20 protein-coding genes are annotated in these 21,055 nt (G+C 68.9%); 10 read left to right on the top strand and 10 right to left on the bottom strand.

Annotated features, from left to right (window positions below; translation table 11 throughout):
• Positions 1-28: 28 nt before the first annotated feature.
• The 3 genes from DN824_RS14350 to phhA all read right to left on the bottom strand — a co-directional run bounded on the left by DN824_RS14350 (position 29) and on the right by phhA (position 2,487).
• On the bottom strand, positions 29-1,228 hold the full coding sequence (locus DN824_RS14350; RefSeq protein WP_241666709.1) for an amino acid aminotransferase: 1,200 nt from the start codon (positions 1,226-1,228) through the stop codon (positions 29-31).
• Positions 1,225-1,581, bottom strand: coding sequence for a 4a-hydroxytetrahydrobiopterin dehydratase (locus tag DN824_RS14345; RefSeq protein ID WP_138409087.1), 357 nt, complete (start codon positions 1,579-1,581; stop codon positions 1,225-1,227). Before DN824_RS14345 ends, DN824_RS14350 begins: the two co-directional genes overlap by 4 nt.
• A gap of 120 nt (positions 1,582-1,701) precedes the next feature.
• On the bottom strand, positions 1,702-2,487 hold the full coding sequence (gene phhA, locus DN824_RS14340) for a phenylalanine 4-monooxygenase (protein ID WP_138409086.1): 786 nt from the start codon (positions 2,485-2,487) through the stop codon (positions 1,702-1,704).
• A 250-nt stretch (positions 2,488-2,737) separates the two neighbouring features.
• Between phhA and DN824_RS14335 the strand changes: the two genes are divergently transcribed.
• From DN824_RS14335 to DN824_RS14305, 7 genes are all read left to right on the top strand, one after another.
• Positions 2,738-4,291, top strand: a complete 1,554-nt coding sequence (locus DN824_RS14335) for a sigma-54-dependent transcriptional regulator (RefSeq protein WP_138409085.1) — start codon at positions 2,738-2,740, stop codon at positions 4,289-4,291.
• 185 nt (positions 4,292-4,476) lie between these two features.
• Positions 4,477-5,457 carry a Bug family tripartite tricarboxylate transporter substrate binding protein gene (locus DN824_RS14330; protein WP_138409084.1) on the top strand — a complete coding sequence of 327 codons (981 nt, stop codon included), beginning with the start codon at positions 4,477-4,479 and terminating at the stop codon, positions 5,455-5,457.
• Positions 5,458-5,793: 336 nt separating this feature from the next.
• Positions 5,794-6,747: a LysR substrate-binding domain-containing protein gene (locus tag DN824_RS14325; protein ID WP_138409083.1), complete on the top strand. Its 954-nt coding sequence runs from the start codon at positions 5,794-5,796 to the stop codon at positions 6,745-6,747.
• Positions 6,748-6,857: 110 nt separating this feature from the next.
• Entirely contained in the window at positions 6,858-8,309 is a 1,452-nt protein-coding gene (gene tcuA, locus DN824_RS14320; RefSeq protein ID WP_138409082.1) for an FAD-dependent tricarballylate dehydrogenase TcuA, read from the top strand.
• Positions 8,296-9,504 carry a tricarballylate utilization 4Fe-4S protein TcuB gene (gene tcuB / locus DN824_RS14315; RefSeq protein ID WP_138409081.1) on the top strand — a complete coding sequence of 403 codons (1,209 nt, stop codon included), beginning with the start codon at positions 8,296-8,298 and terminating at the stop codon, positions 9,502-9,504. The genes tcuA and tcuB overlap by 14 nt, the downstream gene beginning before the upstream one ends.
• A gap of 68 nt (positions 9,505-9,572) precedes the next feature.
• Positions 9,573-10,550, top strand: a complete 978-nt coding sequence (locus DN824_RS14310; protein WP_138409080.1) for a D-2-hydroxyacid dehydrogenase family protein — start codon at positions 9,573-9,575, stop codon at positions 10,548-10,550.
• A 95-nt stretch (positions 10,551-10,645) separates the two neighbouring features.
• Positions 10,646-12,310, top strand: a complete 1,665-nt coding sequence (locus tag DN824_RS14305; protein WP_138409079.1) for a cation:proton antiporter — start codon at positions 10,646-10,648, stop codon at positions 12,308-12,310.
• Positions 12,311-12,328: 18 nt separating this feature from the next.
• Here the strand turns inward: DN824_RS14305 and DN824_RS14300 are convergent, their stop codons facing one another.
• From DN824_RS14300 to DN824_RS14280, 5 genes are all read right to left on the bottom strand, one after another.
• Positions 12,329-13,033, bottom strand: coding sequence for a pirin family protein (locus DN824_RS14300; protein WP_138409078.1), 705 nt, complete (start codon positions 13,031-13,033; stop codon positions 12,329-12,331).
• Between the two features lie 56 nt (positions 13,034-13,089).
• Entirely contained in the window at positions 13,090-13,500 is a 411-nt protein-coding gene (locus DN824_RS14295) for a DoxX family protein (RefSeq protein WP_138409077.1), read from the bottom strand.
• A gap of 132 nt (positions 13,501-13,632) precedes the next feature.
• Entirely contained in the window at positions 13,633-14,511 is an 879-nt protein-coding gene (locus tag DN824_RS14290) for a LysR family transcriptional regulator (RefSeq protein WP_138409076.1), read from the bottom strand.
• Between the two features lie 79 nt (positions 14,512-14,590).
• Positions 14,591-15,163: a TetR/AcrR family transcriptional regulator gene (locus tag DN824_RS14285; RefSeq protein ID WP_138409075.1), complete on the bottom strand. Its 573-nt coding sequence runs from the start codon at positions 15,161-15,163 to the stop codon at positions 14,591-14,593.
• Between the two features lie 71 nt (positions 15,164-15,234).
• Positions 15,235-15,774 (bottom strand): PaaI family thioesterase, encoded by a 540-nt coding sequence (locus DN824_RS14280; RefSeq protein ID WP_138409074.1) that lies wholly within the window; start codon positions 15,772-15,774, stop codon positions 15,235-15,237.
• A gap of 103 nt (positions 15,775-15,877) precedes the next feature.
• On the opposite strand from DN824_RS14280, the gene DN824_RS14275 reads away from it, so the two are divergent.
• Positions 15,878-17,107, top strand: coding sequence for an MFS transporter (locus DN824_RS14275; RefSeq protein ID WP_138409073.1), 1,230 nt, complete (start codon positions 15,878-15,880; stop codon positions 17,105-17,107).
• A 124-nt stretch (positions 17,108-17,231) separates the two neighbouring features.
• Entirely contained in the window at positions 17,232-18,038 is an 807-nt protein-coding gene (locus DN824_RS14270; protein WP_138409072.1) for an SDR family NAD(P)-dependent oxidoreductase, read from the top strand.
• Here the strand turns inward: DN824_RS14270 and DN824_RS14265 are convergent.
• Positions 18,014-18,952 (bottom strand): LysR family transcriptional regulator, encoded by a 939-nt coding sequence (locus tag DN824_RS14265; protein ID WP_138409071.1) that lies wholly within the window; start codon positions 18,950-18,952, stop codon positions 18,014-18,016. The genes DN824_RS14270 and DN824_RS14265 overlap by 25 nt on opposite strands.
• A gap of 108 nt (positions 18,953-19,060) precedes the next feature.
• Here DN824_RS14265 and DN824_RS14260 point away from each other — a divergent pair, with 108 nt between their 5' ends.
• The gene (locus tag DN824_RS14260) at positions 19,061-20,074 is read left to right on the top strand and encodes a zinc-binding alcohol dehydrogenase family protein (RefSeq protein WP_138409070.1); all 1,014 of its coding nucleotides are present in this window, start codon (positions 19,061-19,063) and stop codon (positions 20,072-20,074) included.
• Here the strand turns inward: DN824_RS14260 and DN824_RS14255 are convergent.
• Positions 20,071-20,982, bottom strand: coding sequence for a LysR family transcriptional regulator (locus DN824_RS14255; RefSeq protein ID WP_138409069.1), 912 nt, complete (start codon positions 20,980-20,982; stop codon positions 20,071-20,073). The genes DN824_RS14260 and DN824_RS14255 overlap by 4 nt on opposite strands.
• Positions 20,983-21,055 lie beyond the last annotated feature (73 nt).

The raw sequence follows: 21,055 nt of genomic DNA, 5'->3' as shown, positions 1-21,055 counted from the left end.
CAGCGCAGCGGGGCCGCGCTGGCCGGGATCAGTCGGCGACCACCCGGGCAATCGCCGCGGCCAGCTGGTCGAGGCGTTCGGCATCGAGCCCGGCGACGTTGGCCCGCCCGGTTTCCAGCAGGTAGACCCCATCCTCGGCGCGCAGGCGCAGCACCTGGGCGGCGCCGAGTCCGGTGTAGGAAAACATCCCGCGCTGCTCGGCGATGTGCGCGAAGCGCTGGGCCAGGCCATGGGCGCCGAGGGCCTCGACCAGGCCGGTGCGCAGCCCGGCGATGCGCCTGCGCATGCCGTCCAGCTCGTTGTGCCAGCAGCCGCGCAGGGTGTCGTCGGCGAGGATCAGGCCGACCACCGCGGCGCCGTGGGACGGCGGCGTCGACCACAGGTTGCGGGCATGGGCGGCCAGCTGGCTGCGCACGTCCAGCAGGCTCCCGGCGTCGGCCGCGATGGCGATCAGGGCACCGGTGCGTTCGCGGTAGAGGCCGAAATTCTTCGAGCACGAGCTGGTGACCAGCACCTCGGGCAAGGCCTCGCTGAACAGCCGCACCGCCCAGGCGTCCTGCTCCAGGCCATCACCGAAGCCCTGATAGGCGAAGTCGAACAGCGGCAGCAGTTCGCGGGCGCGCACCACCTCCAGCACCTGGCGCCAGTCGTCGGGGCTCAGGTCGAAGCCGGTCGGGTTGTGGCAGCAGGCGTGCAGCAGCACCACGTCGCCCGCCGGGATGCGTGCGAGCTGGGCGAGCATGCCCTCGACGTCGAGGCGGTTGTCGGTGCCGACGTAGGGGTAGTGGCGAACCTCAAGGCCGGCGGCGGCGAACAGGGTTTCGTGGATCGGCCAGGTCGGCTGGCTCAGCCAGATGGCTCGTCCCGGCAGACAGCGGGCGATGAACTCGCCGGCCAGACGCAGCGCGCCGGTGCCGCCCGGCGCCTGGGTGCAGCCGGCACGGCCGGCGCCGAGCACGGTCGATTCCTGACCCAGCACCAGGCGCAGCAGACCCTCGGCGAACAGCGGATCGCCATGGCCGCCGACGTAGGTCTTGGTCTGCTCGCTGTCACCGAGGCGCTGCTCGGCAAGCTTCACCGCCCGGGGGACGGGGGTGCGCCCGGCGGCATCCTTGTAGACGCCGACCCCGAGGTCGAGCCTGGTCGGGTTCGGGTCGGCGCGAAACTGCTCCAGCAAGCCGAGAATCGGGTCGCCCGGGACCCGCGTGACCTGGCCGAAGTGCTTCACTTGCGTCCCTCCGCGCGGGCCGCGACCTGGTCGGTGCGTGCCGCCATGATGAAGTCGTTGCGGTGCAGGCCCTTGATCGAGTGGCTCCACCAGGTCACCGTGACCTTGCCCCATTCGGTGAGCAGGCCGGGGTGATGGCCCTCGGCCTCGGCGATCTCGCCGACGGCGTTGGTGAAGGCCAGCGCATGGCGGAAGTTCTTGAACAGGAAGGTCTTCTCCAGCTCCAGATGACCGTCGCGGGTCTCGATGTTCCAGTCCGGGATTTCCTTGATCAGCTGCGCCAGTTCCTCGTCGGACACCTGGGGGGCGTCGGCGCGGCAGGCTTCGCAGTGGGCTTGGTTCAGAGCGGTCATGGTCGGTCCTTGTCGAGAATGCGGTTGGGTAAGGGTAGGGTGGAAAACCGCGCAGCGTTTTCCACGTATCGGTTTCGGCGGCCTGAGTAACGCGTGGACAAGCCTTCGGCGTTATCCACCCTACGCCGCCCTGGGCGGAAACTTCGGCGCATGCAGGCCCAGCGCCCGGGCGCGTTCGACCAGGGCCATGATGTCCTGCTGCGCCAGATCGAACAGTGCATGCAGGTCCGGCAGCACGAAGTACAGGGGCTGCAGGATGTCGATGCGATAGGGCGTGCGCATCGCCTCGAGCGCGTCGAAGGGCTGGTGCTCGGGGGTGTCGGACAGGCAGTAGAGCGTCTCCTTGGGCGAGGAGAGAATACCGCCGCCGTAGATGCGCCGACCGGCCGGGGTGTCGACCAGGCCGAATTCGATGGTCATCCAGTACAGCCGTGCCAGGTAGACGCGCTGCTCCTTGCTCGCCGCCAGGCCGAGCCGGCCGTAGGTGTGGGTGAACTCGGCGAACCAGGGGTTGGTCAGCAGCGGGCAGTGACCGAAGATCTCGTGGAAGATGTCCGGCTCCTGCAGGTAGTCCAGCTCCTCGGGCGTGCGGATGAAGGTGGCGACCGGAAAGCGCTTGCTCGCCAGCAGCTCGAAGAAGGTCTGGAACGGAATCAGCGCCGGGACGCGCTCGACCTGCCAGCCGGTGGCCTGCCCGAGCACCTGGTTGATCTCGCTGAGCTGCGGGATGCGCGTGCGCGGCAAATCGAGGCGGGCGAGGCCGTCCAGGTACTCATCGCAGGCGCGGCCGTCGAGCAGCTTGAGCTGGCGCTCGATCAGCGTCTGCCAGACGGCATCTTCCTCGGCGCCATAGGCGATGTGGCCCTCGGCGTCCGGTTCGCGGGCGACGTATTTCGTGGTTTTCATCGGTCCTCCTGGCTGAGGCGTCTTGTCGTTGTTGTGTGCCATCAATACCCCGACCTCGCGCGCGCGTGGAGCGTCGCGAAATCGCTGTCGGCGCGCCGGATTCGCCGTGGGCGTAAACAATTGCTGACGAATGGGCCGTTGCCCCACCGCTGCGGCCTGTTCAAGCTCGAAGGCGTCAAATAATCTTGACGAACAAATGCGGCGCCCACGCCGCACCTGCCCCATAACAACAATCAGGGCCGTGCCTTCCATGCGCATCAAGATCCTCTGCCAGAACCGTGTCGGCATCCTGCGCGACATGCTCAACCTGCTCGTCGACTACGGCATCAACGTCGCCCGTGGCGAAGTCGGCGGCGAACATGGCAATGCCGTCTACCTTCTGTGCCCGAACCTGATGAACCTCCAGCTGCAGGCGCTGCGGCCGAAGATGGAGGCGCTGCCTGGCGTGTTCGAGGTCAAGCGGGTGTCGCTGATGCCCAGCGAGCGCCATCACCTGGAACTCAACGCGCTGCTCGGCGCGCTGGAGTTCCCGGTGCTGTCGATCGACATGGCCGGCGGCATCGTCGCGGCCAACCGGGCCGCGGCGCAGCTGCTGGGCGTCCGGGTCGACGAGGTGCCCGGCATGAGCCTGTCGCGCTACGCCGAGGATTTCGACCTGCCCGAGCTGGTGCGGGCCAACCGCGCGCGGATCAACGGCCTGCGGGTGACCATCAAGGGCGACGTGTTCCTCGCCGACATCGCGCCGCTGCAATCGGAACACGACGACAGCGAGGCCCTGGCCGGCGCGGTGCTCACCCTGCACCGCGCCGACCGCGTTGGCGAGCGCATCTACAACGTACGCAAGCAGGAGCTGCGTGGCTTCGACAGCATCTTCCAGAGTTCGAAGGTGATGGCCGCCGTGGTGCGCGAGGCCCGGCGCATGGCGCCGCTCGACGCGCCGCTGCTGATCGAGGGCGAAACCGGCACCGGCAAGGAGCTGCTGGCGCGCGCCTGCCACCTGTCCAGCCCGCGCGGGCAGTCGCCGTTCATGGCGCTCAACTGTGCCGGCTTGCCCGAGTCGATGGCCGAGACCGAACTGTTCGGCTACGGCCCGGGCGCCTTCGAGGGCGCGCGTCCGGAGGGCAAGCTCGGGCTGCTGGAGCTGACCGCCGGCGGCACCCTGTTTCTCGACGGGGTAGGGGAGATGAGCACCCGGCTGCAGGCCAAGCTGGTGCGCTTCCTGCAGAACGGCTGTTTCCGCCGGGTCGGCAGCGACGAGGAGGTCTACCTCGACGTGCGAGTGATCTGCGCGACCCAGGTCGATCTGTCCGAACTCTGCGCGCGCGGCGAATTCCGCCAGGACCTCTACCACCGGCTCAACGTGCTTTCGCTGCACATCCCGCCGCTGCGCGAATGCATGGATGGTCTGGAGCCTCTGGTGGCCCACTTTCTCGACCAGGCCAGCCGGCAGATCGGCTGCCCGCTGCCGCGGCTGGCGCCGCAGGCGCTGGCGCGGCTGGCCGGCTATCACTGGCCGGGCAACGTGCGCCAACTGGAGAACACCCTGTTCCAGGCCGTGTCGCTGTGCGAAGGCGAGGTGCGGCCCGAGCATATCCGTCTGCCCGACTATGGCGCGCCCCAGCCGCTGGGCGACTTCTCGCTGGAGGGCGACCTGGACGCCATCCTCGGACGTTTCGAGAAGGCCGTGCTCGAAGAGCTGTTCGCCCGTTTCCCCAGCAGCCGCCAGCTGGGCAAGCGCCTGGGGGTTTCCCATACCACCATCGCCAACAAACTGCGCGAGTACGGCATCCGCGCCGAAAAATGATCGCGCGCCTTTAGCAAAACTGAAGACCCCATGCCCGATGGGGTCTATCGAGCCACGCCCCTCGGTCCGTATGTTCTCCAGACCCGCTTCGCTGCGGGTGGCGCCTGCTGCCTTCCATCGGCCCGGCCAATGACCGCTGCCGGCAGGCGATGCCTGATCACAACAAGACTCCACAGGAGAACTGCATGAGCACTCGCATCACCCGGATTGCCCTGGCCGCTTCAGGCCTGTTGCTCTGTACCCAGCTGATGGCCGAACCCAAGCGCCCCGAGTGCCTGGCGCCGGCCAAACCCGGCGGCGGCTTCGACATCACCTGCAAGCTGGCCCAGGGGGGCCTGCACGACACCGGCCTGCTCAAGGCGCCGATGCGCGTGACCTACATGCCCGGCGGCATCGGCGCGGTGGCTTACAACGCCATCGTCGCGCAGCGCCCCGGCGAGCCCGGCACGCTCACCGCCTGGTCCAGCGGCTCGCTGCTCAACCTCGCCCAGGGCAAGTTCGGCCGCTATGACGAGAAAGCGGTGCGCTGGCTGGCCGCGATCGGCACGGACTACGGTGCGATCACGGTGCGCGAGGACTCGCCGCTCAAGGATTTCGACGACCTCATCGATGCCCTGCGCAAGGACCCGACCGGTACGGTGATCGGCGCCGGCGGCACCGTCGGCAGCCAGGACTGGATGCAGGCCGCGCTGGTCGCCCGCGCGGCGGGCGTCGATCCCAAGACGCTTCGCTACGTGGCCTTCGAAGGCGGTGGCGAACCGATGACCGCGCTGCTCGGCGGGCATGTCCAGGTCATCACCAGCGGCATCGGCGAAGCGACCGCGCAGCTCGAAGCCGGCAAGGTGCGGGTGCTGGCGGTGCTCTCCGACGAGCGCCTGCCGGGCAAGCTCGGCGAACTGCCGACCGCCAGGGAGCAGGGGTTCGATGTCACCTGGCCGATCGCGCGGGGCTTCTACTTGGGGCCTGACGTCAGCGACGAGGACTATGCCTGGTGGAAGCAGCAGTTCGATGCCCTGCTGGCCGACGACACATTCGCAAAGATGCGCGAGCAGCGCGACCTGCTGCCCCTCGCGCTCACCGGCGAGGACCTGCAGGCGTACGTGTACAAGCAGGTCGAGCAATACAAGTCGCTGGCCAGCGAGTTCGGGCTGGTGCAGCAGCAATAGCGGGGCCGATCGGGCTGCCACGGGTGTGCCGTTGGCAGTTTCGTAGGGTGGATCACGCTTCACCGATCCACCATTTTTCGACGGGACGGTGGATGGAAAGAGCGCCATCCACCCTACGCAACTCCCACGGGTGTGCGGGCTGGCAGGGAGAGGGGCGGCCGGCTCTGGGAGAGAGCTTGCGCCGGTCACAGCCCTGTCCCCCGGTTCCGTCTGTCCCCGATCAGGCCGTGATCACCCAGGCCTGCAGTGGTTTCCACAAGAGCCCGACGGTCGCTTAGGCTTGTTCATCCGCGCCGCGCCGGCTCGGTCACAGGCCAGTAGAAGGATCGGGTCCCGATGGAACTGAGGCAGTTACGCTATTTTCTCTCCGCGGTCGAACACAAGAGTCTCGGCCGTGCCGCGCTGGAGCTGGGGATCGGCACCTCGGCCCTGAGCCAGCAGATCAGCAAGCTCGAAAGCGAACTCAGCACCCGGCTGCTCAGCCGCACCAGCACCGGCGTGGTGCTGACCAGCGCGGGCATCGCCTTCCAGCACCATGCCCAGCTCACCCTGCGCCAGGCGGAGAACGCCATCCAGGCGGCGCAGCGGGGGCGCATGAGTGGTTACGTCAGCGTCGGGCTGCCGCCGACCACCGCTTCGGTGCTGGCGCTGCCGCTGATCGAGGCGATGCGCCAGCGCTACCCCGACATTCAACTGCATCTGGTGGAAATGCTGTCGGGCTACCTCGCCAACCAGCTCAATGCGCGCCAGCTCGACCTGGCGATCCTGTTCCAGGCCGACACCGGCAAGCGCTGGAACGTGCAGCCCCTGCTCGATGAAAAGCTCTTCGTCATCGCGCCGCCGTCGCTGGCCGGCGCGCCGCTCGGCAAGAGCGTGCGGCTGGCCGAACTCGGGCGGCTGCCCCTGGTGCTGCCCAACCCGCAGCACGGCCTGCGCAGTACCCTGATGGCGACCTTCGAGCGCTTCGGCATCGAGCCGAACATCGTCATGGAAGTGGACGGGCTGGCGCTGCTGATGGAGACGGTGCGGGCCGGTTACGCCGCCACCATCCAGCCGGGCGCCGCTGCGGCGCGTTCCGGCGAGACGGGGCTGGTGGTGGCGCAGATCGAGGACAGCGATGTCGCACGGCGCAACCTGCTGGTGACGCTCAGCGACGACGAACTCTCGCCGGCGGCGCTGGCCGCGCGGGTGGTGATCCTCGACGTGGCGCGCAGCCTGGTGCGCCAGGGACGCTGGCCGGGCGCGCGCCTGCACGAGGCGGACGAAAGCGGCGAGGCGGAAAGCCTTTAGCGAAACTAAACACCCCAGCCAGGCCGGGCGCTTTCGGCCCTCCCGACGGCTGCCTAAAGTCCTCGCCCAGACGAGGAGGCGCTCGAAGCCTCCGCTGACGAGGAGTCTCGATGATCGATGTGCTTGTCATTGGCGGCGGCAACGCCGCCCTCTGCGCGGCCCTGATGGCGCGCGAGGCCGGGGCCAGCGTGCTGCTGCTCGAAGCCTCGCCGCGCGAATGGCGTGGCGGCAATTCCCAGCACACCCGCAACCTGCGTTGCATGCACGACGCCCCGCAGGACGTGCTGGTCGAGGCTTACCCCGAAGAAGAATTCTGGCAGGACCTGCTGCGCGTGACCGGCGGCATCACCGACGAGAAGCTCGCGCGCATCGCTATCCGCGCGTCCTCCTCCTGCCGCGACTGGATGCGCCGGCATGGCGTGCACTTCCAGCCACCGCTCTCCGGCGCCCTGCACGTGGCGCGCACCAACGCCTTCTTCATGGGCGGCGGCAAGGCGCTGGTCAACGCCTATTACCGCAGTGCGCAGCGGCTCGGGGTCGAAATCCGCTACGACACGCCGGTCGAATCGGTCGAGCTCGACGGCGGACGCTTCGTCGCCGCCCGGGTCCCGGCCCGCGAGGTGAACGGGGTCCGGCTGCCGGCCGAGCGCATCGAGGCCCGCAGCTGCGTGCTGGCCGCCGGCGGGTTCGAGTCCAACCGCGAGTGGCTGCGCGAGGCCTGGGGCCAGAACGAGCGCGGCGAGTGGCCGTCGGACAACTTCCTGATCCGTGGCACCCGCTTCAACACCGGGGTGTTGCTGCGCAGCATGCTCGAGGCCGGCGCCGATGCCATCGGCGACCCGACCCAGGCGCACATGGTCGCCATCGACGCCCGTGCGCCGCTGTACGACGGCGGCATCTGCACGCGGATCGACTGCGTGTCGCTGGGGGTGGTGGTCAACCGCGAGGGCGAGCGTTTCTATGACGAGGGCGAGGACTTCTGGCCCAAGCGCTACGCCATCTGGGGGCGCCTGGTCGCCGGCCAGCCGGGGCAGATCGCCTACTCGATCATCGACCAGAAGGCCATCGGCCGCTTCATGCCGCCGGTCTTTCCCGGCACCGTCGCCCACACGCTCGACGAACTGGCGCGCCAGCTGGGGCTGCCCGAGGAAACCTTCGTCCGGACCGTGGAGGCCTACAACCGCGCCTGCCGGGTCGGCACCTTCGATCACACCCAGCTCGACGACTGCCACACCGAGGGGCTGGCGCCGGCCAAGACCCACTGGGCCCGGCCGCTCGATACGCCGCCGTTCTACGGCTATGCCCTGAAACCGGGGGTGACCTTCACCTACCTGGGCCTCAAGACCAACGAACACGCGGCGGTGCACTTCGACGGCCAGCCCAGCCCGAACCTCTTCGTCGCCGGCGAGATGATGGCCGGCAACGTGCTCGGCAAGGGCTATACCGCCGGCGTCGGCATGAGCATCGGCACCGCGTTCGGCCGCATCGCCGGCAGCCGCGCCGCCGAGGCCGCGCGCCATCCCACTCTTTCGAGCGAAGGACAACGCCATGCAACTGCATGAACCCCTGGATGCGCAGACCTGCGCCGCCGCCGAGCCCTACCCGCTGATTTCCCTGCTCAACCTCGACGAGGCCGAAGTCGACCGGCAGATGCACATCTGCAACGCCTGCCGTTACTGCGAAGGTTTCTGCGCGGTGTTCCCGGCGATGACCCGGCGGCTGGAGTTCGGCAAGGCCGACATCCATTACCTGGCCAACCTCTGCCACAACTGCGGCGCCTGCCTGCATGCCTGCCAGTACGCCGCGCCCCACGAGTTCGCGGTCAACGTGCCGCAATCGCTGGCCAAGGTGCGGCTGGACACCTACACCGATTTCGCCTGGCCGGCGGCGCTCGGCGGCCTCTACCGGCGCAACGGGCTGACCCTGTCGCTGGCGACCTCGGCGGGCCTGGTGCTGTTCCTGCTGCTGGCGATGCTGATCAACGGCACGCTGTTGCCGGGGCGTCTGGCCGGGGACTTCTATGCGGTGTTCCCCCACAACACCCTGGCGCTGATGTTCGGCGCTGCGTTCGGCTTCGCCGTGCTGGCGCTGGGCATCGGCGTGCGGCGCTTCTGGAAGCGCATCACCCCCGCCGAGGCGCGGGAAAGCGCCAGCACGGCCGCGGCGCTGGAGGCCTCGGGCGCGGTGCTCAAGCTCAAATACCTCGACGGCGGTCACGGGCAGGGCTGCAACAACGAGAGCGACCGCTACACCCTGTGGCGGCGGCGCTTCCACCACTTCACCTTCTACGGCTTCATGCTCTGCCTGGCCTCGACCAGCGTCGCCACGCTGTATCACTACCTGCTGGGGGCCGAAGCGCCGTATCCGTTCTTCAGCCTGCCGGTCATGCTCGGCACGGCCGGCGGCATCGGGCTGATCATCGGGCCGCTGGGGCTGTTGGTGATGAGCTATCGCCGCGACCCGGCCCAGGGCGATGTGGCCCAGCGGCCGATGGACCGCGCCTTCATCGCGCTGCTGCTGCTGATCAGCGTCACCGGCCTTGCGCTGCTGGCGCTGCGCGACACCGCGGCGATGGCGATCCTGCTCGCGGTGCACCTGGGCGTGGTGATGGCGTTCTTTCTGACCATGCCGTACGGTAAATTCGCCCACGGCATCTTTCGCAGCGCGGCGCTGCTCAAGCATGCCATCGAGAAACGCCAGCCGGACCGGCTGCAGCTGGGCAGCGAACGCTCGGAGCCGGCCACGGGCGGCCGCTGAGCGGCGCGGCCGGCGGCGACCACAACGACCACCGGCCGGCCCATGCCGCGCCTCGAGGAGACTGCGGCATGCACATCGTCATTCCCGATGATTACCAGGACGTGATCCGCTCGCTGGACTGCTTCGCGCAGCTCGACGGTCACAGGGTCACGGTCTACCACGACGCGGTCAGCGACCGGCAGGTGCTGGCCGAGCGCTTCGCCGACGCCGACGCGCTGGTGCTGACCCGCGAACGGACCCTGGTCGACGAGGCGCTGCTGGCGCAATTGCCCAACCTCAAGCTGATCAGCCAGACCGGCAAGGTGGCCGCCCACCTGGACCTCGACGCCTGCACGCGGCACGGCGTCGCGGTGATGGAAGGGCGAGGCTCGCCGATCGCGCCGGCGGAACTTGCCTGGGGGCTGATCCTGATGGCGCGGCGCCGCTTGCTGCCGGCGATGCAGGCGCTCTATGCCGGGCAATGGCAGGTCAACCTGGGCGAGCGCCTGTACGGGCAGACCCTGGGCATCTGGGGCTACGGCAAGATCGGCCAGCGCCTGGCCCGCTACGCCCAGGCCTTCGAGATGCCGGTGCTGGTGTGGGGCAGCGAAGGCTCGCGCGAAGCCGCCGAGCGCGACGGTCATCGCGCCGCCGAAAGCCGCGAGGCGTTCTTCGCCGAGGCCGATGTGCTGAGCCTGAACCTGCGCCTGGTCGAGGCGACCCGGCACATCGTCACCGCCCAGGACCTGGCCCGGATGAAGCCGACGGCGCTCCTGGTCAACATCAGCCGCGCCGAGCTGATCGCCCCCGGCGCGCTGCTCGAGGCGCTGAACCAGGGACGCCCCGGCTACGCCGCGCTCGACGTGTTCGAGCAGGAGCCGATCACCGACGCCGAACACCCGCTGCTGCAGCACCCCGACGTGCTCTGCACGCCGCACCTGGGCTACGTCGAACGTCATGGCTACGAGCTGTATTTCGGCGATGCCTTCGCCAACGTGGCGCGCTTCTTCGCCGGCGAACCCTGCGTGCTCGCCAACCCCGAGGTCAGGCCCGCCGGCGACGATTGATTGCGCCCGGTCAGCTCGCGACGTTGCCGCTTTAACTAGACTCCTGCAGGCGAGACGGGCGCGGGCCCACGGCGCGTCGCTAAAGGGGATCGGAGATGGATGCGTTGCTGGCCCACGGGCCTTATGTCGAATTCGCGGTGCTGCTGATGGTCTCGGCGGTCGCCGGTGCGGTGGCCGTGCGGCTGCGCCAGCCGGTACTGATCGCCTACATCGTGATCGGCATCCTGGTGGGGCCTGCGGCGTTCGGCCTCGTGCGGGCGCACGAGCAGATCAACCTGCTGGCGGAGATCGGCGTCACGGTGCTGCTGTTCGTGGTCGGCCTCAAGCTCGACCTGCAGCACATCCGCAACATAGGCCCGGTGGCGCTGGCCACCGGCCTCGGCCAGCTGACCTTCACCATCATCTTCGGCTTCATCCTGACGCTGGCGATGGGCAAGAGCGCGGTGGAAGCGCTCTACATCGCCGTCGCGCTGACCTTTTCCAGCACCATCATCATCGTCAAGCTGCTCTCCGACAAACGCGAGCTGGACTCGCTGCACGGGCGCATCGCGGTGGGCTTCCTGATCGTCCAGGACCTGGCCGTGGTGCTGGCGATGATGACCATGAGCGCGTTGCGCGGTGCCGGCGAATCCGGCGAGCTGGAGGTGGCGGGCTCGCTGGTGTTGCGGCTGGGGCTCGCGGCGCTGCTGATGTTCGTCCTGATGCGCTACATACTGCCGAAGGTGGTGGCGGCCATGGCGCGCTCCCAGGAGCTGCTGCTGATCTTCGCCATCGCCTGGGGCTGCGGGCTGGCGGCGCTGGGCGAGTGGGCCGGTTTCAGCAAGGAGGCGGGCGCGTTCATGGCCGGCTTCTCCCTGGCCTCGACGGCGTACCGCGAGGCGATGAATGCGCGCCTGACCGGCATCCGCGACTTCATGCTGCTGTTCTTCTTCATCGACCTGGGCTCGCGGCTCGACTTTTCCACCCTGGGTGGCGAACTGCTGCCGGCGGTGGTGCTTTCGCTGTTCGTGCTGATCGGCAACCCGCTGATCGTCATGGCGATCATGGGCTTCATGGGCTATCGCAAGCGCACCGGTTTCCTGGCCGGCCTGACCGTGGCGCAGATCAGCGAGTTTTCCATCGTCTTCGTGGCGATGGGCATCACCCTCGGGCACGTCGGCGGCGAGGCGCTGGGGCTCACCACCCTGGTCGGCCTGGTGACCATCATGCTGTCGACCTACATGATCCTCTTCTCGCAATCGCTCTATGAGCGCCTGGCGCCCTGGCTGGGTGTGTTCGAGCGCAAGCACCCGTTTCGCGAGCTGGAAGTGGAGCAGCCGGTGCGCCCCGAAGGTCAGCCGCGGGTGCTGGTGTTCGGGCTCGGCCGTTACGGCGCGCGTTTGCTGCAGCAGCTGGACGATGCCGGGGTCGCGGTGATGGGGATGGACTTCGATCCCGAAGTGGTGCGGTCGCTGGCGCGGGAAGGGCGCAACGTGCGCTTCGGCGATGGCGAGGACCCGAGCCTGCTGGAAAGCCTGCCGCTGCAGCACGTGGACTGGGTCGTGACCACCCTGGCGCAGTGGGAATCGAACCGCGCGCTGCTGCATGCCTTGCGCATGGCGGGCTTCACCGGCCGGATCGCCGGCGTGGTGCGCGATGACCCGCATGGGCAGGCGCTGGAGGCCGCCGGGGTCGAGCTGGTCCTGAACCCCTTCACCGACGCGGCGGACTTCGCCGCGCGCTGGCTGGTGGGTGATCTGAAGGAAAAGGCGCGGCACTGAGGGTGCCGCGCCCGTTGGTCACGCGTCGCGCAGGTCGAACACCAGCACCTCGGCGTCGTTGCCGTTGGCCAGCACCAGCTGGCGTTCCTGGCGTACCTTGACCCCGTCACCGGTGCCCAGGCGCTGGCCGTTCAGCTCGATCTCGCCGCGGGCCACGTGCACGTAGGCGGCGCGGCCGTCGGCCAGGTCCAGGCTGGCCGTCTCGTCGCCGTCGAACAGACCGGCATAGACGCGGGCATCCTGGCGGATGCTCAAGGACTGCCCGGCACCGTCCGGCGAGATGATCAGCGCCAGCCGCCCCCGCTTGTCCGCCGTCCCGAAGTGCCGCTGCTGGTAGCGCGGCGTGGCGCCTTTCTCGGATGGCAGGATCCAGATCTGCAGGAAGTGCACCGGCTCGCTGGGCGAGTGGTTGTACTCGCTGTGGGACACGCCGGTGCCGGCGCTCATCAGTTGCACGTCGCCGGGCTGGATCACCGAGCCGGTGCCGAGCGAGTCCTTGTGCTCCAGCGCACCTTCGAGCACGTAGCTGAAGATCTCCATGTCGCGGTGCGGGTGCCTGCCGAAGCCCTTGGCCGGTGCGACGCGGTCGTCGTTGATCACCAGCAGGTCGGAGAAACCGTTCTCCCGCGGGTTGTAGTAGGAGGCGAAGGAAAAGGTATGGCGCGATTGCAGCCAGCCGTGGTCTGCAGCGCCGCGTTCGTGGCTTTTGCGAAGGGTCAGCATGGCGTTTCTCCTGATGGGCCGGCCAGGCATGGCCGGCGATGGCAATGGGGTACGAATCAGGCCAGGGCAGTGCGGCGTGCGCGTCGGGCGTCGAGGCTGAGCGCGCCGGCACCGAAGGCCACCACCTGCAACAGGCCGCCGACGATGGCGATGTTCTTCAGGAAGTGGATCAGCTGGTTCTGGTCGCCCAGCTGGTTGTGGAAGATCAGGGCCGTGACCAGGGTGAACAGGGCCATGACCGCCGCCACCAGACGCACCCGATAGCCCAGCACCAGCGCCGCGGCGAAGCCCAGCTCGACGACGAGCGCGCCGAGGTAGGCCAGGTCGACGAAGGGCATGCCCATGGCCGCGATGTAGCCCTTGGTCGCTGCCGGGGCGGCCAGCTTGCCGATGCCGCTGAAGAGGAACAGCAGGCCCAGCAGCAGGCGGCCGGAGGTAGCGGAGTAGGTCTGGATCGAAGCGTTCATGTCATGTCCTCACAGGTGGATGGTGTATCGGTCGTGCCGGATGGCGACGTTGTGAGGCGCAGATTAGGGTAAACCGGGCGGGTGATTAAGTAGCTGGGATTGGTAAGACTGTCGGCTTCAGGGTGACAATAATCAGGCCCGTAGCTGCTGGCGCAGGAATTCGATGAACAACTGGACCGCCCGCGAACCCTGGCGATGTTGGGGATAGACCGCATGGAACGCGGCCGGCTGGCACTGGAAGGCTTCGAGCACCGGAACCAGCGCGCCTTGCGCCAGTGCCTGGCCAACGATGAAGGTGGGCAGCAGGGTGATGCCGAGCCCGGCGATGGCGGCGTCCCGTACCACCTCGCCGTTGTTGGTCAGCAGCTGGCCGTCGACCGGCACGCCGAACGGCTTGCCGTCGCGCTGGAAGCGCCACTCGACGCCCCGGCCATGGCCGTACAGCAGGCAGCGATGCTGATGAAGGTCTTCGGGTGCTCGCGGGGCGGGATGTCGTTCCAGGTAGACGGGGCTGGCGCAGGCGACCATGCGGATCTCGACCAGACGCCTGGCGATCAGCGTCGAGTCTTCCAGCATGCCGCCGCGGATGGCCATGTCGAAGCCCTCGCGAATCAGGTCCACCGGCCGGTCGTTGAGCTCCAGCTCGACCTTGAGCAGGGGGTGTTCCTCAAGGAACAACGGCAGGATCGGACTCAGGTGCAGGGTGCCGAAGGTCATCGGCGCGCTGATGCGCAGGGTGCCGCGCGCCGTCGCGCTCTGGCTGGCGAGCAGTTCGCGGGTTTCGCTGACTTCGTCGAGGATGCGCGTGGCGCGCTCGTAGAGCGTGGTGCCCAGTTCGGTCGGGCGCAGCCGGCGGGTGGTGCGGTTGAGCAGGCGCACGCCGAGCTCGGCCTCCAGTGCCTGGATGCGGCGGCTGACGTACTGCTTGGACAGGCCCAGGCGCTCCGCCGCCGCGGTGAAGCTCTGCTGGTCGAGGGTGGTGACGAACAGGCGCAGGTCTTCGAGCTGCATCGGGATCATCCATCGGGTGACAATGGCGCTCGATGCTAGCCGATTGGATTGCCGAAGTGGACAGACCCCTGGCGAAGGGTCAGGAGGCGTCCTGCTCGACGTACTGCTTCTTCAACTGCGCGCGAGCGCTGCCAAGCAGCTGCGCCGAAAGCTCGGGGTCGCTGACGCTGCGCGAGAGCAGCAGGGCGCCGACCAGCGTGCAGAGCAGCGTCACGCTCCTGTCCGCGGCGTCCTCGCCCGGCAGGCAGGCTTCGATCCCGCCCAGCCGGTCGCGCAGCGAGGCGTCGGTGAGCGGGCTCGGCTGGCCGCGCTGGCCGAGCTCGGCGCAGAGGGTCGGCAGCGGGCAGCCTTCGGCGGCGTTGTCGCGGTGGGCGGGCGACAGGTAACGATCGATGAAGGTCCGCAGCGGCTTCTCGCCTGAGAGTGCCCGTTCGGCGCGCTCGCGTATCTGCTCGGCCGAGTACTGCAGCGCGGTCTCGACCAGTTCGTCCTTGGATTTGAAATGCGCGTAGAAACCGCCGTGGGTCAGGCCGAGGGCCTTCATCAGCGGTTGCAGGCCGGTGGCCTCGACGCCGTCGCGACGAAACCGCCGCGCGGCCTCTTCGATGATGCGCTGACGGGTCTGGGCCTTGTGATCTTCGGAATAGCGCATGGGTACCTCGCGTCTCATATGCTGGTCGTCATCCTAACGCGTTTTGCCGGGCCTCCCACGCGCCGTCGTCTTTAGCGATCCAGCTGCAGGATCAGGCAGGTGGTCGAGCCGGTCGCATACAGCTTGTCGTCGATGTCGTACAGCCGTCCCTCGGCCAACGCCGTCGAGCGGCCCACGTGGACGATGCGGCCCTCGGCGCGCACCGGGCCGACTTCGTCGCGCAGGGCGCGGATGTAGCTGATGCGCAGGTCCGTGGTGGTGTAACCCTGGCCGGGCTTGAGGCGGGTGTGGATCGCGCAGCCCATGCAGGAGTCGAGCAGGGTCGCCGCGTAACCGCCGTGCACGCTGCCCAGCGGGTTGTAGTGGGTCGCGTTGGGCCAGCCCTGGAAGACGAACAGGCCATCGTCCCAGTGGATCGGCACGAAACCGAGCAGCTCGCCGATAGGCGGGCGGGGCAATTCGCCACGGCCGATGCCGCCGAAGAAGTCCTTCGGGTCCATGCCCGCCACCTCGGCGAGCGGCAGCGTGCCGACGGGGGCGAGGCGGGCGCGAACGTCCTGTTCTTCCTGCTGCCAGGCGGCGAGTTTTTCAGCGCGGGTGAGGGTGGTCATCGGGGTTTCTCCAGGTGTGTTGTTTTTAAATGATGGACAACATGTAAAGACGATATTATGGTCGTCATACAAAAGGCAAGCCCGCCTGCACGAGACCGACGTCATGCCCGCCATTCCCCTTCCATCCCGCCAGCTGCTGGCGCTGGTGATGCTGTTGACCGCCCTTGGCGAAGCCTCCACGCAACTGATCGTGCCCAGCCTCGGCGCGGTGGAGGCGGCGTTGGGAGCCCGCCCCGGCGCCGGCGTCCACGCGCTTTCGGCGTTCGTCGCGGCCTTCGGTCTCGGGCAGCTGCTGCTCGGGCCGCTGTCGGATCGCATCGGTCGTCGCCCGGTGCTGATCGGCGGGTTGCTGACCTACCTGCTCGGCACTGGCGCGATGCTGCTGGCGGGCAGCCTGGGCGAGTTCATCGGTGCCCGGGTTCTGCAGGGGCTGGGGGCCTGCGCCTGCATGGTGCTGGCGCGGACCACGGTGCGCGACGTCTGGAAAGCCGAGGCCGGCCCGGCGCTGGCCAAATCGGTGATCGGCATGCTCAGCGCGGTGATGTTCGCGCTGATGCTCGGCGGCCTGCTGCACGCCTACGGCGGCTGGCGGGCGCCGATCGTGGCCTCGCTGCTGCTGGGGCTCGGCGCGCTGGCGGCCGTGGTGTGGCTGATGCGCGAGAGCAACCTGCAGCCCGATCCGCGCGCCGGGCATCTGGGTAGCCTCGCGCGGGATTACGCCGACCTGCTGCGCAGCCCGGGCTTCCCGTCGCTGGTGTTCGCCATCGCCGGGACCTACGGGGCGATGTTCGCGGTCATCGCCGGTTCCTCGGCCGTCTATGTCGGACGCCTGCAGCTGAGCCCGGCCCAGTATGGGCTGACCTTCGGCAGCATCGTCGTGGGGCTGGTGGCCGGCGCCTACTACACCCAGCGCACCATCGCCCGGCTCGGGCCTCGGCGGCTGGTGGCGCGCGGCCTCCTGCTGGTCGCCAGCGGCGCGCTGCTCAGTCTGCTCGTCCACCAGCTGTTCGGGCTTTCCGTGGCGGGCCTGTCGCTGCCGCAGCTGCTGGTGACCCTGGGGGGCGGCATGGTGCTGCCAGCCTCCATCGCCGGCGCGGTGATACCCAACGCGCACCGCGCAGGACTTGCCGCGGGCTTCATGGGCTTCGCCCAGATGCTCGGCGCCACCTGCAGCGGGCTGCTGCTCAGCGCCCTGGCCGATGGCGGCGCCGAGCCGATGCTGCGGGTCAGCCTGGGGTTCGCCCTGGCCGGCCTGGGGCTGTTCCACTTCCTGCGCGCCGGCGGCCTGCCGGCGCCCCAGCCGGCCGATAGCGGCAGAGGAGCTTCGCAATGACGCGATCCTCTCTGGGCCGTTCCCGAACCGCTCCAGGGGCGAGCTCAGGATATCCACGAACGGGCCATGCAGGCCTGAGTCACCCTCACACACGAGCCAGGGCTGCCTGGAGGAGAGACGGGAAATGAATGCATCGATCAAGGGCACTGCGCTGATCACCGGCGCGTCGACGGGCATCGGCGCGGTCTATGCCGATCGGCTGGCTGGGCGCGGGCATCCCCTGCTGCTGGTCGCGCGCGACGTGGCGCGGCTGCAGGCGCTGGCCGAGCGGTTGACCGCGCGCCATGGCGTGGAGGTCGAGGTCTTGCCGGCCGACCTGACCGATCCCGCTGCGCTGCGGCGCCTCGAAGAACGCCTGCGCGGCGACGGCTCGATCGAGGTGCTGGTCAACAACGCCGGCATGTCGATGACCGGCGCGCTCGCCGAGGCCGACCTGGCCCTCGCCGATCGGATGATCGCGCTCAACCTCGTCGCGGTGACCCACCTGGCCGCTGCCGCCGCGGCCAACTTCGGTGCGCGCGGGCGGGGCACGGTGATCAACCTCGGGTCGGTGGTCTCGCTCCTGCCCGAGCGTTTCAGCGCCGTCTACGCCGCCACCAAGGCCTACGTGCTCAGCCTCAGCCAATCCATGCAGGCCGAGCTGGGCAAGCGTGGCGTGCGGGTCCAGGCGGTGCTGCCGGGCATGACCCGCACCGAAATCTGGGCGCGCAGCGGGGTGGCGCCGGGCAGCCTGCCCGAGTCGATGATCATGGAGGCGGACGAGATGGTGGACGCGGCGCTGGCCGGCCTCGACCAGGGCGAGCCGGTTACCTTGCCGTCATTGCCCGATGCCGCCGACTGGGACGCCTTTCTCGCGGCGCGCGCGGCGCTGGGGCCGAACCTGTCCCACCGCCAGGCCGCCGACCGCTATCGCTGCGCCGCACCGGCCTGAGTCATCCAGGGCGCGTCCCGCCGGAGTTCGGCACAGCGCGCCTGGACGAATTCACGCAGCAGGTGCACCGGCTTGCTCAACTGGGCGCGGTGCGCGCAGATCAGGTTGAGCGGCGTCGGCTCGCCCAGCCGGTCGGCGAACAGCACCTTCAGGCGGCCGGCGCGCACGTCGCCGGCCACGTCCAGCCAGGATTTGTAGGCGAGCCCCTTGGCGTCCACCGCCCAGCGCCGCACCGCATCGGCGTCGTCGCTGGTGCGGTCGCCGCCGACCTTCACCCGCACTTCCCGGCGGCCTTCGTAAAAGCGCCACTGGTCATGGGGGCGGCCGCCGAGCATGTACAGCAGGCAGTTGTGTTCGCCGAGCTGCTCGACGCGCTGCGGCGCGCCGAAGCGGGCCAGGTAGGCCGGCGCCGCGCAAAGCACGCGGCGGTTCCATTCGGCCAGGGGCAGGGCGACCAGGCTGGAGTCCTCGGGCGTGCCGTAGCGCAGGGCGATGTCCACCGGCTGGCGGAACAGGTCGCTGACCCGGTCGCCCAGCAGCAGGCGCACCTGCAGTTGCGGGTGCTGGGCCTGGAATTCGTCCAGCCAGGGCATCAGCACGTTCCGGCCGAAATCCGAGGGCGCGGACAGTTGCAGCATGCCGCCGATGGTCGCCTTGCCGCCGGCGAGCAGCCGGTGGCCTTCGAGCAGGCTGGTGGTGGCCGCGCGGGCATGGGCGAGGAACGCCTCGCCTTCGGGCGTCAGGCGCAGGCTGCGGGTCGAGCGGGCGAACAGGCGAGCCTCGAGCGCGGCTTCGATCCGCTTGAGCGCGGCGCTGGCCACCGCCGGCGAGACGTCCAGCTCACGCGCCGCCGCCGACAGGCTGCCGGCATCGGCGGTGCGTACGAACAGGTTCAGGTCGTCGAAATGCAGCATGGAGGATTTTCAATATTCCATTGAAAGAGCGTCGCTTATTGCGCGGTTTTTCCATCAAGTCAAATGCACCAGGATGGTCGCATCCCTTGCCAACCGGAGAGATGCCCGATGAAAGCCGTCGCCTACTTCAACAGCCTGCCCATCGACAACCCCGACGCCCTGCAGGACGTCGAACTGCCGGCGCCGACGCCAGGCCCCCGCGACCTGCTGGTCGAGGTCCGGGCGATCTCGGTCAACCCGGTCGACACCAAGGTGCGCCGCAACGCCGCGCCGCAGAACGGCGAGGCCAAGGTGCTGGGCTGGGACGTGGCCGGCGTGGTTCGCTCGGTGGGCGAGCAGGTGAGCCTGTTCAAGGCGGGCGACGAGGTGTTCTATGCCGGCTCCATCGCCCGTGCCGGCGCCAACAGCGAGCTGCATCTGGTCGACGAGCGCATCGTCGGACGCAAGCCCACGAGCCTCGGATTCGCCGAGGCGGCGGCGCTGCCCCTGACCTCCATCACCGCCTGGGAGCTGCTGTTCGAGCGGCTGCAGGTCCGCGAAGGCGAGGGCCAGGACCAGCGCCTGCTGATCGTCGGCGCGGCCGGTGGCGTCGGTTCGATCCTCACCCAGCTGGCGCGCCAGCTCACCCAGGTCAGGGTGATCGGCAGCGCCTCGCGCCCCGAAACCCAGGCCTGGGCCCGCGAGCTGGGCGCCCATGAGGTGGTCGACCACCGCCAGCCGCTGCACCAGGCGCTGCAGGCCGCCGGTATCGAGTCGGTCAGCCATGTCGCCAGCCTGACCCAGACCGACCGGCACTTCGATCAGCTGGTCGAGGCCCTGATGCCCCAGGGACGCCTGGCGCTGATCGACGATCCGGAGCAGCCGCTGGACGTGATGAAGCTCAAGCGCAAGAGCCTGTCGCTGCACTGGGAACTGATGTTCACCCGCTCGCTGTTCGAGACGCCGGACATGATCGAGCAGCACCAGTTGCTCAACCGCGTCAGCGAGCTGGTCGACCGGGGTGTGCTCAAGACCACCCTGGGCGAGCATTTCGGCACCATCAACGCCGCGAACCTGCGGCGCGCCCACGCCCTGCTCGAAAGCGGCAAGGCCAAGGGCAAGATCGTGCTCGAGGGCTTCTAAACGCTGCGTTGCGCCCAACGCTGGCCGGCCAGCTCCGCCGAGAGGTAGTCGAGAAAGCAGGTGATCCGCGAGGTCAGCGCGGTGTTGCGGTAGTACACCGCGTGGATCGGCTGGCGCGATTCGAAGGTGTCCTCGCCGAGCACCTGGACCAGGTCGCCGCGGTCGCGGTCGCCCTGGGTCATGAAGTCCGACAGGCACACCAGCCCCTCGCCGGCCAGGGCCAGCTGGCGCAGCGTTTCGCCGCTGGAGGCCTTGTGCGTCGGGGCGATGGTCAGGCCGTCGCCCAGCGCATGGCGCAGCGGCCACTGGTTGAGGCTTTCCGGCTGGGTGAAGCCGAGCAGGCTGTGTTCGGCCAGCGCCTCGGGGCTGCCGGGCGTGCCGCGCCGCGCCAGGTAGGCCGGGCTCGCCAGCACGCGCAGGCGGCTGCTGCCCAGCGGGCGGGCATGCAGCGTGGAGTCGCGCAGCGGGCCGATGCGAATGGCCAGGTCGGTGCGCTGTTCGATCAGGTCGATGATCTGGTCGCTGCTGTGCAGCTCCAGTTCGATCTGTGGATAACGCTCGCGAAAGCCGGCCACCAGCGGTACCACCACGTGGAGCATGAACGGCGAGGCGGCATTGACCCGCAGGCGCCCGGCCGGGCGCTGACGGCGCAGGGCCATCTGCTCTTCGGCCTGCTCGACCGCGTCGAGGATGCGCCGGGCCTGGGCGAGAAAGGCCTCGCCTTCCTCGGTCAGTTCCAGGCGGCGGGTGGTGCGCAGCAACAGCGTGACCTCGAGCTTGGCTTCCAGCCGGCTCAGGGCGCGGCTGACACCCGAGGTGGTCTGCCCCAGCTGTTCGGCGGCGGCGGTGATCGAGCCGGTCTCCACCACGGTGGAGAAGGCCAGCAATTCGTCGAGTGTGGTCTTCATTGTTGAATCTTACGCAAAAGTCTTGGGTGCCGAGGCCGGTTTTTCCAGCCGAACCCCTGGGCCAGACTGTTGC

It is taken from the genome of Stutzerimonas nosocomialis (assembly GCF_005876855.1).
GTDB classification, from domain to species: Bacteria; Pseudomonadota; Gammaproteobacteria; order Pseudomonadales; family Pseudomonadaceae; genus Stutzerimonas; species Stutzerimonas nosocomialis.
This window is presented reverse-complemented; position numbering and strand designations above follow the sequence as displayed.

Excerpts from the sequence above, each read along its gene's own strand:
- DN824_RS14345 (WP_138409087.1), bottom strand. The coding sequence starts at position 1,581 with ATGACCGCTCTGAACCAAGCCCACTGCGAAGCCTGCCGCGCCGACGCC.
- phhA (WP_138409086.1), bottom strand. The coding sequence starts at position 2,487 with ATGAAAACCACGAAATACGTCGCCCGCGAACCGGACGCCGAGGGCCAC.
- DN824_RS14335 (WP_138409085.1), top strand. The coding sequence starts at position 2,738 with ATGCGCATCAAGATCCTCTGCCAGAACCGTGTCGGCATCCTGCGCGAC.
- DN824_RS14330 (WP_138409084.1), top strand. The coding sequence starts at position 4,477 with ATGAGCACTCGCATCACCCGGATTGCCCTGGCCGCTTCAGGCCTGTTG.
- DN824_RS14325 (WP_138409083.1), top strand. The coding sequence starts at position 5,794 with ATGGAACTGAGGCAGTTACGCTATTTTCTCTCCGCGGTCGAACACAAG.
- tcuA (WP_138409082.1), top strand. The coding sequence starts at position 6,858 with ATGATCGATGTGCTTGTCATTGGCGGCGGCAACGCCGCCCTCTGCGCG.
- tcuB (WP_138409081.1), top strand. The coding sequence starts at position 8,296 with ATGCAACTGCATGAACCCCTGGATGCGCAGACCTGCGCCGCCGCCGAG.
- DN824_RS14310 (WP_138409080.1), top strand. The coding sequence starts at position 9,573 with ATGCACATCGTCATTCCCGATGATTACCAGGACGTGATCCGCTCGCTG.
- DN824_RS14305 (WP_138409079.1), top strand. The coding sequence starts at position 10,646 with ATGGATGCGTTGCTGGCCCACGGGCCTTATGTCGAATTCGCGGTGCTG.
- DN824_RS14300 (WP_138409078.1), bottom strand. The coding sequence starts at position 13,033 with ATGCTGACCCTTCGCAAAAGCCACGAACGCGGCGCTGCAGACCACGGC.
- DN824_RS14295 (WP_138409077.1), bottom strand. The coding sequence starts at position 13,500 with ATGAACGCTTCGATCCAGACCTACTCCGCTACCTCCGGCCGCCTGCTG.
- DN824_RS14290 (WP_138409076.1), bottom strand. The coding sequence starts at position 14,511 with ATGCAGCTCGAAGACCTGCGCCTGTTCGTCACCACCCTCGACCAGCAG.
- DN824_RS14285 (WP_138409075.1), bottom strand. The coding sequence starts at position 15,163 with ATGCGCTATTCCGAAGATCACAAGGCCCAGACCCGTCAGCGCATCATC.
- DN824_RS14280 (WP_138409074.1), bottom strand. The coding sequence starts at position 15,774 with ATGACCACCCTCACCCGCGCTGAAAAACTCGCCGCCTGGCAGCAGGAA.
- DN824_RS14275 (WP_138409073.1), top strand. The coding sequence starts at position 15,878 with ATGCCCGCCATTCCCCTTCCATCCCGCCAGCTGCTGGCGCTGGTGATG.
- DN824_RS14270 (WP_138409072.1), top strand. The coding sequence starts at position 17,232 with ATGAATGCATCGATCAAGGGCACTGCGCTGATCACCGGCGCGTCGACG.
- DN824_RS14265 (WP_138409071.1), bottom strand. The coding sequence starts at position 18,952 with ATGCTGCATTTCGACGACCTGAACCTGTTCGTACGCACCGCCGATGCC.
- DN824_RS14260 (WP_138409070.1), top strand. The coding sequence starts at position 19,061 with ATGAAAGCCGTCGCCTACTTCAACAGCCTGCCCATCGACAACCCCGAC.
- DN824_RS14255 (WP_138409069.1), bottom strand. The coding sequence starts at position 20,982 with ATGAAGACCACACTCGACGAATTGCTGGCCTTCTCCACCGTGGTGGAG.